The sequence below is a fragment of the Delftia sp. 60 genome, from assembly GCF_002754395.1.
Classification (GTDB): domain Bacteria; phylum Pseudomonadota; class Gammaproteobacteria; order Burkholderiales; family Burkholderiaceae_C; genus Comamonas; species Comamonas acidovorans.
The window spans coordinates 5,204,324-5,216,440 of sequence record NZ_PEFD01000001.1 but is presented as its reverse complement, the minus strand read 5'-3'; the positions used below and the strand labels follow the sequence as shown (position 1 = coordinate 5,216,440).

The window sequence follows — 12,117 nt, the reverse complement described above, 5'->3', positions numbered from 1 at the left end:
TCAGCGCGGCTTGCGCATTCGCGTGCGGCGTCCGGCCAGGACTGCGACGCCCAGCATCAGCGCTGCCAGCATCCACTGACCCCATTGCGAAAGCGTGGGAATGGCCGCGGGGCTGCCGCCGGCAGCGGCAGCCACCACGGCCACGCCGCCCGGGTCACTGATGAAGGCGTTCACATCCAGGTCGTCATCGCCGTTCCTGCCGTCTTCAATCGTCAGCGTCACGCTGTTGTCGCTGGCGTTGAACTGCGCGCCGGTGAAGTGATACCAGTGCGGCGTTGCGTTGTCGGACGTGGGGCCGTACTTCCAGTACTGTGCATTGCGGGGCAGATTGTTCGGGAACGTGAGCTTGATGCTCACCGTGGATCCCGGCGCACCGTTGTGGACAGCGAAATCGAACAGGCCCAGCGGGAACTGAAGATTGGCAGGCGGTGCGTCGGCAGGTGACCTGATGTGCCCCTGCAGCGGGATGAAGCCCGCAGTCTGCGCCGGGCCTGTTCCCATGGGTGTGAAGACCCATGGGCTTCCCGCAGCAATCTCTGCCGAGACCGTCGTTCCGCCCACGGCACCGGTGATGGTGCTCAGAGAGTGGGGGGGCAGGGTGATCGTGAAGGTCTGGTTCACGGGCGTTGCCGCGGCGTACTCGGCATCGCCGGCCTGGCTGGCCTGCAGCGTGCAATCTCCCGTGCGCATCAGCCGCAGCGAGGTGCCGGTGACCACACAGGTCTGAGGAGTGAGGCTGCTGAAGCTGATGGGCAGGTTGGAGTTGGTTGCGGCGGCGTTTGCCAGCGACAGGGCCTGGGGGCTCAGATAACGCAGGGACGAGAAATCGAAGGTGATGTTCTGGATTGCCTTGCCGACTGCAATCTGTACCGAGCCGGTGGCCTGTGCATGGTTGGCATCGGCCGCCTTGGTCGCCGTCACCGTGCAGCTGCCTACGGCCGTGCCGGTGACAGTGCTGCCGAACAGCGTGCAGTTGCCAGCGCCTGCCGTCAGCGCCAGCGTGAGTGCACCGCTGCCGCTGCCGCCAGTGACGGTGACCGTGCTGGAGTCGCCTTTGGGAATGCTGGCGGGTGATGCCACCACGGACAGGGCCACCTGGCTTGCCTGTGACACCGTCACCGAAGTGCTGGCCGTGGCCTCTTCATGGTCGGCATCCGCTGCCTTGGTGGCCGTGACCGTACAGGTTCCGACACCCAGGCCGGTGAGCGTGGAGCCCGCGATGCTGCAGGGGCCCGCGACGCTCAAGCCGATGGCGCCGGTGCCCGAGCCGCCCGTGGTGCTCAGTTGCGAAATGCCGCCAAAGCTGATGGCTGCAGGACTGGCCTGCACCGACAGTGCTGTCTGTCCAGCCTTGGCCACGATGACGGTGGTGCTGGCGCTGATGGCCTGGTGGTTGATGTCGCCAGCCTTGGTGGCCGTGATGGTGCAACTGCCGGCGCCAATGGCACTCAACTGGTTGCCCGTCACCGCGCAGAACTGGGCACCACCCGTCACGGCGTAGGTGACGGCGCCGCTGCCCGAACCCCCAGTGGTCGCCAGGGTTGCCGTGGCGCCGAAGGTCAGGGTCGAAGGCGTGGACTGCATGCTCAGGGTGACCTGGACTGCAGGGGTCACGGTCACCACGGTGGTGGCCAGCGTGTCCTGGTAGTTGGCATCGCCCAGCTTGGTGGCAGTCACTGTGCAGGAGCCCGTGCCTTCCGCAGTGAGCGTGTTGCCGTTGACGGAGCAAAAGGCGGCTCCATCCGTGATGGAAAAGCCCACGGCGCCGGCCCCTGCGCCGCCACTGGTTGACAGCGCGGCCGTGCTGAAGGCCACCAGCGTGCTGGGCGTTGCCATCGCCGTCAGAACAGGCTGCTGGGCCTTGATCACCGAGATGTCCACGGTGGTCGTGGCGGCCAGGTAGCTGGCGTCTCCCGCCTTGGTCGCCGTCACGGTGCAATCGCCCACGGCCGTGGCTGTGACCGTGTTGCCTGTCAGGGCGCAATAGGCCGCGCCTGCGGTTACGGCGTAGCTGATGGCGCCTGCGCCAGAGCCGCCGTTGGTGCTCAGCGTGGTGGTGCTGGCATAGGGCAGGGTCTGGAGTGCTGCACTTGCCGTCAGTGCAGCCTGCGGGCTCTTGTCATTGGTCAGCGAGAACGAGGTGCTGGCCGCCCCTGCCTGCGCCGTCACGGTATAGCTGCCGGCGAACAGGTTGGCCGTGGCACTCAGCGATGCGATGCCCTGGGCGTTGGTCGTGACCGAGGTTCTTGTGGCAAAGGTCGTGGATGGCCCCGATGCGGCAGGCGCATTGAAGTCCACCATGATGCCGGCAAGCGGCTGGTCGTCGATGTCGGTGACCTTGACCGACAACGGCGTGGCAAAAGGCTGCTGGATGCGGGTGGACTGTTGAGAGCCAGTGAGCACCGCCATGGCCGCAGGTGGGCCGAAAGGATCGATGCGAAATACCAGGCCATTCGAAAGGCTCTCGTTTGCGCTGAGGGCGCTGTTCGCAGGGTTGGTCAGGCCGTTGGTGCCCGATGTGGTGGTGGCGCCGCCCACGGAAAGAAGGGTCCTGCCCTGCACATTGGTTGCGGCCAGGCTGCGCATGGCCTCGTTTTCCGAGGTGCCCAGGAACCCGGCATAGTCCCAGCTGTTCGGATTGTTGGTTGCGACGCTGACCAGGAAGCCGTCCTGCTTGCCACCTGGCGTGGTGGACAGGCCGCTTTGAGCCTTGACGGGAAAGCCTGCGCCATTGTTGGTGCTGCCCGTGGCGAACCAGTTCCTGCTGTCGCTGGCCAGCCCTTCCACGCTGTCGTAGCCATTGCCACCCAGGTAGGTGGCGTCCAGCACCTGGTCTCCTGATGCATTCAGGCGCAGCACAAAGCCGTCCATGCCGGTGCTGCGCGCGATCTGCGGCCCGAGGCCCTGGCGCCGTCCGCTATTGTCGGCGGGAAAGTTGTCGGACCCGGTCTCCCCGCCCACGAGCAGTGAGCCGTCATACATCAGGTTCAGGGCCAGTGCACGGTCCGCACCGGCGCCCGAGCCTGTCAGCAGCGTGAAGTAGTCGAAGGCGCTGCCGTCGGCCCGGATCTTGGCGACGAAGCCGTCTGATCCATCGATGGCGCGCGAATTGATTTGTGTCCTGAGGCCCGTGGCGCTCGGCATCCCCGAGACAGAGTCGGTCGCGCCAGCCACATAGGCCGCGCCGGTGCCGTCCACGGCAATGGCATATCCGATGTCGGCGCCGCCGTCGCCGCCGATGTATCCGGCGTACTCCAGCCCGCTGCCTGAAGCGTCGATGCGGGCCACGAAGGCATCCCGCATTTCTGACTGCGCAGGGCCGGAGCCGTGGTTGAGCTGCGGCCCGTTCACGGCAGGAAAGCCTTTGCCTTCCGTGAATCCGGTCACATAGACCCGGCCAAGGGTGTCCAGAGCCAGGGCATTGGCCTGATCGTCACCCGTTCCACCAATCAGGCCCGAATACAGAATGCCGGCACCGTCTGGTGCCAGGCGCATGACGAAGGCATCCCTATCCGTCGTGCTCTTGCTGCGCCGAAAGCGTTGGTTGGCATCTGTGCCAAGCAGGGGGAAGCCGGTGGATTCCGTGCTGCCCGCCAGGTGGATGCGGTTTTGTATGTCCACGGCCAGGCCGTTGCAGGCGTCGTCTTCCGATCCGCCCACATAAGTGACGCTCATGGGGACACCCTTGGGATCGAATCTGACGACGAAGGCATCCTCGCCACCTTTGCTGCTGCCCGCGTTGGGCAGGTCGGACGATTGCGTCACGCCACAGGCGTAGGTGTTGCCGTCGCTGTCTCGCGCCACGGCGTTGACCTGGTCGGCCGAGTTGCCTCCGACCAGGCCCGAGTAGCCGGTCCAGGCCGGATCGATGACCAGCGGCAGGCCTTTGTCATGGCTGCCCAGCTCAAAGCCCACGCGCCAGGTGGTGGCGTCCACCTGCTCCAGCCGGTAGCGGGCGGGCACGTCCACGCGGCCATTGCCCCGGGGTTGGTAGACCAGCGGTGCATCGTCGGTGAAAAGGTCGTTGCCTATGCTCCACTGCAGCGCTCCCGTGGGCAGGATGCGTGCATCCGTCGCACCTTCCACGCGCAGCCAGACCTGTGCGGCATCGGCACCAGGAGCCAGTTCAAACTGGTACTTCAGACCGCCGGGCTCGCCCTGGAAAACGGCATCAATGCCTGGCCAGACGCTGCGGTAGCCCAAGGCGCCGAAGCTGCGCAGGCCCTTGCGCCATTGCGCGGCTTCGCCGACCAGCCAGTGGTAGAGCGTGGGCGAAGGGTGCAGGCCCTGCGGGGCCGACATCGATGCGTTCTCGAAGCTGTAGCGCAGGCGCGAATCCGGGCGCAGGCTCAGGCTCCGGGCCACGCCGGATGCGGCCACCGACCGGCCTTGCACGCCGTTGGTCTGGCCGGGCAGGTCGATGCTCATGCCTTGCGCATCGAAACTGATGCGCTTGCCTGCGGCCATGGCGCGAAAGCCGGCACCGGGTATCTCTATGAAGCGGTTGTCCCTGCCGGAGAATTCGCGTTGGACCAGGGGATCGGCCTGGACCCCCGTGGTCAGGGCCAACATGGTCAGGGCCGCAATGGAACTGCGCATAGGTGTACTCAGCTCCGTGCGGGGAAGATGCCCTGCAAGGCGATGATGAAGTTCATGACCAGGTAGGGCGGAAGATTGTTGTGTGGCTGGCTGCCGCCCGCAGGTTGAGGGGGAGCCATGGTGACCGCAGAGGTGTTGGAGGCTGGCGCGATGTAGGGGCGCGTCGGTGCGGTGCCCAGGACGGCGCCTGCCGGGCTTGCTACAGCGGGATCCGCAGGCGTGCCCGCTCGGGCCAGATGGCTGTGGACGGGAATTTCCGATGCCTGCAGCGTCACGGTTTCAACACCGCCGGATTCGCCCAGATCGCGCAGTGACAGTCCAGGTCCTTGGCCCGGGTGCATGGGCATGCGGCCCTGCAAGTCGGGAAGCGCGAAGTTGGACTTGCCATCTCCACCATATGCCGTTCCCAGCAGGGAAAACAGCGCCGTGTTCTGAGAAAGCGGTATGAGCTGACCATCGCAAAAGGCCCAGCCCTTGGGTGCGAAGTTGAACCCGCCAAGGCGGATTTCGGCGACGAAGGGATCGGACATGGTCTTCAGGTCTGAGAAGGAAAGAGGCCTTGCATGGCCATGCAAAAGCTCAGTGCCAGATAGGGCGGCATATTGAGGTGTGGCTGGCTGCCGCCCACATTGGCCAACAGGGCGGGCATGGTCGTATTGCCGCTTTGCGCATAGTGGCCGCGCGCCGCTGCAGGCAGGTTGCCGTTGCCCGATGTCGCCTGGCCCGTGGTGCCGGAAGCGGCCATGGCGTGGCTGTGCTGCGGTATCTCTGGCAGGGTCAGGGTATGGGCTTGCTCGCCTGCTCTCTCTCCCAGCGTATGGCCGGCTCCCATGTGCATGGGCATGCGGCCGCGCAGGTCGGGCAGTGCAAAGTTGGTCTGCCCGTTGCCACCGTAGGTCGTGCCCAGCAGCGAGAACAGTGCCTGGTTCTGGTTGATGGGCAGCAATTGCCCATTGCAAAGGGCCCAGCCTTTGGGGGCGAAGTTGAAGGAGAAGACGCGAACCTCTCCGAGAAAAGGGGTAGACATCAGGTGGGGGAGGGATAGATGCCGAACAGCGAGATGATGAAGTTCACGCAAAGGAAGGGCGGCATATTGGTATGCGGCTGCGACCCTCCTGCCGAACTCACCATCGATGTAGCCATGTACGTGGCGGGGGCGCCGTTCACAAAGGCCTTGTGATCCCTGTGCTTGGCAAACACTGCGTCGGCGGGCGAGGCCAGAAAGCCGGTGCCGGAGGAAGCGGGAACGCCGTGCGTGTGGGCTGGAATCTGATTGACGGTCAGCGTGACCTCTTCGACTCCAGCGGCCTGGGCCAGCGTGAATTCGTTGCCTGCGTGCAGGGGGATGCGGCCACGCATGTCTGGCAGGGCGAACGTGCTTTGGCCATCACCGCCGTATGTCGTGCCGATCAGAGTGAAAAGGGTTTCGTATTCCGAGATGGGCATTTGCTGCCCTTCGCAGAACATCCAGCCTGATGGCGCGAAGTTGCCGGCAAACATCCGGATTTCCCCAACATAGGGTTGAGCCATGGCAAAGTGGGGTGAAGTTAGAAAACGTTAATAATTGCAAAATAGTTTAGTATGCCAACCTGTTACGCGGCAAAAATATTTTGCTGCCGTTGCTTTGGCAGGAAGGGCCACGATGAAGACAGGACGCCGTGCTTTCATGCAGGTTGCAGGGGCCTTGCCCGCTGCAGCGGCTGCTTCCAGCATTCCGATGGGCGTCAGCGCTGTGGCCATGGAGTTGCGCCGCAGCCACTTTCAGCCGCTGCTTGGCCACAATTTCTCGGTCGCCGGGGAAGAGGCTGAGTTACGTTTGGTTTCGCTGGGCGCGCTGCCGCATGCGCTGCAGAGTGACCGGTCTTTCAGCGCCCTGTTTGAGTTGTCCCGCCCTGGTGCCTTGCCACAGAACACCTGGGAAATCGCTCACCCGGCTCTGGGGCGCCACGCCGTCTTCCTGAGCCCCAGCGACGCGCAAGGCGGTCTGCTGGAAGCCGTGTTCAACCGCGGCTGAGCGCCGCGGTCCTGCGCATGCGCAGGTAGATGCCTTCCTGGTCCTGCTCGACAAAGCCCAAACGCGTATACAGGCGCCGGGCTGGATTGTTGGCTTCCACGAACAGCTGCATGTCGCGCCCTTCTTGATCTGCCCAGCCGGCCAGCCATTGCATGAGGGCCGTGCCCAGTCCCTGGCCTTGAACAGCGGCGTCGAGCGAGATGTCCATCACTCCCAATGGCCCGGGTGCGAGATTGAGGTAGAGCCGGCCTATAGGCAGACCTGCCCTCTCGATCACGAAAAACGCGCTGTGTGCGTAGTGCTTGCGGTAGTGCTGGTCCTGCAAAGCGAACTGCGAATCGCAGAAGGCATGCTTTTCAGCTTCGCTCCAGGGCACCGGCGCCAGTTCGGCAGCGCGTACCTGGCGGTACAGGGCGCGGAGAAAAGCGTAGTCGGCTTCTTCGGCCAGGCGCAGCCGCACATCCTCCAGATTCAGCGGTGGCAGCTCGGGCACGAACGGCTCAGACGGCATGGGAAAAGCAGGCCTCGTAATCGACATGGCCTGCCGACTGCGCAATGGGCGTGATGAAGATGGCGTAGTCACCGAGCTGCGCATGGCGCACGCGGTAAGTGCGCTGCGGCAGCTGCGGCTGGCGCGGACCGCGAAACACCAGGGAGAACTGCAGCATGCCGGGCGTGTCGGCCGATGTCTGCATTGCGCTGAGCACTTGCATATCGATGCCGATGGTGTGCTCGCCTTCGCGCATGAAGAAGCTCACGGTCTGCTGGGCCAGGGCCTGTGCGTCGCTCCACTGCAGGATTCGGGCGTAGAGCGCGTCGTCAATTTCGAAGTTCGCAGAGCTTGGTGCAGTCATTGGTGTAGAGGGGCATGTCGTTGGCGGCAGCCAGCATAGCCCAGGCTTTCGTTTGCTGGTGGCGGAACCCGCTGCTGTAACTGATTTTGGTGACTTGTTAAAAAGTACGGGTGCATGCAACATCGCGTTCAATAGCCATTGCGGCATTTTCTCCATTCATTTCCGTTTCCCCTTTTTATGCATCAAGCCTTTCGAGTCTTTTCATTGAGTGCGCTTGCCTGCGCGACTTTGTTTGCTTTTCCTCAATCGCATGCGCGGGAACTTGCCTCCATTGATGCCTTGGCGGACGCGCCGTTGCTTGTGCACGCCCAGTCTGCCCGCGCGACTGTTCTGCCTGAGCGAGTGCAAAAGCTCTCACGAGAGGAGCGTCTGGGCTTGCCCACCTTTGTTCAGTTGCGTACGGATCGCACGGGTCGCAGTGGCGAGGTACGGGCCCAGGCTGCGGCAGTCGACGCGGAAGGCGCGGCACGGCGTGAACTCAAAGCCGTGGCGGATCTCTACGGTCTGACTTCCCAGGAGGTGGATGCAGCGCCGCTTGGCCATGTGCAGGCTCTGCGGGGAGGTGCACGCTTGGTGAGCCTGGGCAACCAGCGCGATGGCATCGAGGTCTTTCGAGACCAGGCTACCGTCTTGCTCGATGGTCAGGCCCGGGCTGCGGCCATTGGAGGATATCTGGGAAGCACCGCACTGGCGGCGGCCTCGGGCTCGGCCAAGCTGGGCGCACCTGAGGCCGTGGCGAGGGCGTTGCAGGACTATGGTTTTGGGGCCGAGGTGGCGTCCTCGCTGCACGAGGTCGCTCCTCCCGCCAAATCAGAGGTGGGTCCCTACAAGTGGCTGGCGTTGCCGAAGGGGGTGAAGGGGGCGCATGGTGCCGTGCTTGAGGGCCCCGTGCGCGTCAAGCCTGTCTGGTTCCGCCTGCCCCAGGGCCTGAGTGCTGCTTTCTACGTTGAATTGCTGGTGCATGAGCAGGGTGAGGAGTACGGCTTCGCCTATGTGGTGGCTGCCGATGATGGCCGGCTGCTGCTGCGCAACAACCAGTCTGCCCATGCCCACGACTACCGGGTTTGGGCTGACCCTGTCTCGGGTGTGCCGCATCCCGGTCCTCAGGGGCGCAATGGCTCCCCACACCCCACGGGTCTGGCCGATGGCTATGCGCTACCTCTGGTGCAGCCCAGCCTGGTGAGCGGTGGAGGGGGCGTCAACCCCTGGCTGGCTTCAGGGGCTACGCTGACCGACGGCAACAATGTTCAGGCCTTTGCCAACCTGGTCTTGCCAGATGGCCTCGGTCCCGTGGATGCCAACGAATGCGCCGGAGGTCCTGTTGCGGCGGACTTCCGCGCTTGCGTTACGGCCCCCGGGGTTTTTGACCATTACTACGATGTGACTCGGGGGCCTTGGCAGACAAGACCCAGGCTGCAGCCTCCGTGGTGCAGTTGTTCTATGTGACCAACTGGCTGCACGATTGGTTTTATTCCGCTGGCTTCAACGAAGCGGCGGGCAATGCGCAGAACGACAACTTTGGGCGAGGTGGCCTGGGTGGCGATGCCCTGCTGGCCCAGGCCCTGGATTTCAGTGGGACGAACAATGCCAACATGCTGACGCGCGCTGATGGCGCGCCGTCCCGCATGCGCATGTATCGGTTCAACAACCGGGGCGTCAGCGCATCGGTACTGCCTCCTTCTTCGTTGGCTGGAGGTGTGTCCGTTGCAGGAGCTGCGTTCGGCCCGGAGCAGTTCGAGGTGGCCTCCGACCTTGTCTCCGCTCAGCCTGCCATTGCGTGCTCGGCGCTCACCAATGCGGCGGAAGTGGCTGGCAAGATTGCGCTGGTTGAGCGTGGTTCCTGCTCCTTCGATGCCAAGGTGGCTCAGGCGCAGAACGCAGGTGCTGTGGGTGTGGCGGTGATCAACAACGTGGCAGGCACGCCATCCCAGATGGGGGCCAACGATTCTTCGCTGAATATCACCATTCCCTCTGTTCATGTTGCACAGTCCGACGGCAATGCATGGAGAGCCCGGCTGACGGCTGGTGAGGTTGTGCCGTTGCGTCTCACGGGCATTGCTGCGGAGCGCAGCAGTGCGCTGGACGGCAGCATCATTGCCCACGAGTGGGGGCACTTCATCAGCAACCGCCTTATCGGCAATGCCAATGGCCTCGGGAGCAACCATGCGTCGGGCTTGGGCGAAGGCTGGGGAGACTTTCATGCCCTGCTGATGATGGTTGCCGACCAGGACCGCAACCAGGCCGGCAATCACCAATTCCAGGGCGCCTACAGCGTCGCCGCGTATTCGCTGGGAGCTGTCGAGGGCCCTGCAGATGCCGACATCCGCAATACGGCACTGTATGGCATGCGCCGCTATCCGTACTCCACGGACATGGCCAGGAATCCGTTGACGTTCAGGCATATACAGAATGGCATCTCTCTGCCTCCCAGCCCGGCGCCAGCCTTTGTGTCTGGCAATGCCGAGGTTCACAACATGGGGGAGGTATGGGCCTCCATGCTTTGGGAATGCTATGTGGCCCTGCTCAATGCCCATCCATTTCAAGAGGCCCAGGATCGCATGAAGCGCTACCTGGTCTCCGGCTACAAGCTCACCCCTGTCAATCCGCTGCTGACCGAGGCGCGCGATGCACTGCTGGCTGCCGCTTTGGCCGAGGATCCTGCCGATCACCAGCGCTTTGCCCAGGCCTTTGCCAAGCGCGGAGCAGGCACCTGGGCCCGGTCCATGGCCGATCGCTATTCAGAAACCAATGTGGGCGTGGTTGAAAGCTTCAGCCTCAGTGGTGCCTTGGAGCTCGATGCCATGGCCTTGAGCATGGCCGATGCCAACAGCCAGCGCTGCGATGCCGACGCCATCCTCGACAACGGCGAAACCGGCGTGCTTCGCCTTACCTTGCGCAATCGCGGCGCTTTGCCGGTGACAGGGGCACAGTTGCAGTTGTCGTCCAGCATGCCGGGACTGTCATTTCCTGACGGTGCAGCAGTCGCCGTGCCTGGCATCGGTGCAGGGCAGAGCCTGGTGGTCACGGCAAGTTTGAAGCTCGACGGCCTGTTGGTGCCCGCCAATGCACGCATCACGGCCATGCTCAGCCATACGGAGCAGGAAAACGGCCCGGTGCAGCAGCAATTGGATCTGCCTCTGAATATCGATGTGTTGCCGGGGCGACTGGCATCGGACGATGGGCAGGCTGTTCCCAGTGTCATGCAGATGGGCAGCAGCCTGCCTGTGTTTGCAGACAACTGGAGAGTGCGCGCCGATGGCGCCTCCAACCGTCTCTACGGCGGCGGCTCCCCCGAAGCGGCTGGCTCGCACTGGTTGATGACGCCACCGCTGCAGGTTGCCGCCACAGGCAACTTCATCGTGTCGTTCAATCACCGCTATCGTTTTGAGCAGGATGGCCAAAACAACTATGACGGCGGGCAATTGATGCTTTCCACGGACGACGGTGCGACATGGGCTCGCATCATGACTCCCGGCTATTCGGATTTGCTCTATGTGGGCTCCGGCAATCCTGCAGAAGGCCAGCCCGCCTATGTCGGCCAAAGTCCGCACTGGCCTGCGGCGGAAAGCGAACAGGTGAATCTGGGTCCCCTCTATGCCGGGCGGACTGTTCGGCTGGCCTGGGTCATCCAGACCGACATGGGGGGAGGCGAGGAAGGCTGGGAGGTTGACGACATCGTCATCTCGGGAATTTCCAACACACCGTTTCCCGAAACCGTTGCCGACGCCCAGACCTGCGCTGCGCCAGGCGTACTGAGCACGGCAGCGGGCACGCCTCAATCGGCGCCTGTAGGGGCAGCATTCGGGCAGAGCTTGCGTGTCCGCTTGTTGGGCGCGGGTGGCGCGGCACTCGCGGGACGTCCTGTGAGCTTCACTGCGCCCGGGGCCGGTGCTTCGGCAAGCTTTGCCGGCGGGCGGGTGCAGACGCAGGTCAGCACCGATGCCAACGGCTATGCGGAGACTGCAGTCACTGCCAACGGCTTGATGGGCGACTATGCGGTGACTGCTACGGCAGCTGGTGGTTCAGCCAGCTTCACCCTGCGCAATACGGTTGCGCCAGTTGGCACGGGTGGGTTGGCGGGTGGTGGCGGGCTCTTGTCCGTCAGTGGTCCTTCGCCCAGCGGTGCGGGCACGGTGACGGTCACGGTTCAGTCGGCCGCACAGGCCTTGCCCGCGCATGCCTATTTCTCACAGGCCGGATTCAACACCACAATCGACGCTGGCGTGCCGCCACTGGCAGGCCGCAGCTTCCCTTTCGGGCTGGTGAGCTTTGTGCTTGAGAACGTGGGTGCGGGCAACTCCGTGCGCATGCGCCTCGACTATCCGTCTGCCGTGCCGGCCGGCGCAACCTACTGGAAATATGGCCGCAGCACCCCTGCGGGGGTGTTGCACTGGTACCAAATCCCGATTGTTGCCACCGGTTCATCCTGGGTGGAAATCGATCTCATTGACGGTGGTCAGGGCGATAGCGACGGCTTGAAGGACGGCCGTATCACCGACCCGGGCGGCTTGGCCATCCTGGCCGCACCTGTGGCGCCCGCAGGTGCCGCACCGATTCCCTTGCTTTCGCCTTGGTCACTCGGTTTGCTGGTCCTGTGCATGGCCTGGCTAGGCGGGCGGCGCAGACGGCGTGGATGAGGCCGGTTGCGCG

Annotated in this window: 7 protein-coding genes and 1 pseudogene; 2 read left to right on the top strand and 6 right to left on the bottom strand. The window is 64.0% G+C overall.

The genetic code is table 11. The features are described from left to right. Genes CLV01_RS23500 through CLV01_RS23485 form a run of 4 tightly spaced genes read right to left on the bottom strand, consistent with a single transcriptional unit; the run spans nt 1 to nt 6,099 of the window. Nucleotides 1-4,599 carry an IPTL-CTERM sorting domain-containing protein gene (locus CLV01_RS23500; protein ID WP_099733083.1) on the bottom strand — a complete coding sequence of 1,533 codons (4,599 nt, stop codon included), beginning with the start codon at nt 4,597-4,599 and terminating at the stop codon, nt 1-3. Between the two features lie 8 nt (nt 4,600-4,607). Continuing rightward, entirely contained in the window at nt 4,608-5,129 is a 522-nt protein-coding gene (locus CLV01_RS23495; protein ID WP_013801404.1) for a phage tail protein, read from the bottom strand. 5 nt (nt 5,130-5,134) lie between these two features. Further along, entirely contained in the window at nt 5,135-5,626 is a 492-nt protein-coding gene (locus tag CLV01_RS23490; protein WP_013801405.1) for a phage tail protein, read from the bottom strand. Beyond that, nucleotides 5,626-6,099, bottom strand: a complete 474-nt coding sequence (locus CLV01_RS23485) for a phage tail protein (protein ID WP_099733084.1) — start codon at nt 6,097-6,099, stop codon at nt 5,626-5,628. The genes CLV01_RS23490 and CLV01_RS23485 overlap by 1 nt, the downstream gene beginning before the upstream one ends. Nucleotides 6,100-6,241: 142 nt before the next feature. Here CLV01_RS23485 and CLV01_RS23480 point away from each other — a divergent pair, with 142 nt between their 5' ends. Then, nucleotides 6,242-6,613 carry a DUF6916 family protein gene (locus tag CLV01_RS23480; protein ID WP_099733085.1) on the top strand — a complete coding sequence of 124 codons (372 nt, stop codon included), beginning with the start codon at nt 6,242-6,244 and terminating at the stop codon, nt 6,611-6,613. Here CLV01_RS23480 and CLV01_RS23475 read toward each other — a convergent pair. Both CLV01_RS23475 and CLV01_RS23470 read right to left on the bottom strand, forming a co-directional pair. Beyond that, on the bottom strand, nt 6,600-7,124 hold the full coding sequence (locus CLV01_RS23475; RefSeq protein WP_013801408.1) for a GNAT family N-acetyltransferase: 525 nt from the start codon (nt 7,122-7,124) through the stop codon (nt 6,600-6,602). The genes CLV01_RS23480 and CLV01_RS23475 overlap by 14 nt on opposite strands. Next, on the bottom strand, nt 7,114-7,467 hold the full coding sequence (locus CLV01_RS23470; RefSeq protein WP_013801409.1) for a DUF6916 family protein: 354 nt from the start codon (nt 7,465-7,467) through the stop codon (nt 7,114-7,116). The genes CLV01_RS23475 and CLV01_RS23470 overlap by 11 nt, the downstream gene beginning before the upstream one ends. 177 nt (nt 7,468-7,644) lie before the next feature. On the opposite strand from CLV01_RS23470, the pseudogene CLV01_RS23455 reads away from it, so the two are divergent. Next, nucleotides 7,645-12,104, top strand: a pseudogene (locus CLV01_RS23455) (XrtH-dependent M36 family metallopeptidase). Nucleotides 12,105-12,117 lie beyond the last annotated feature (13 nt).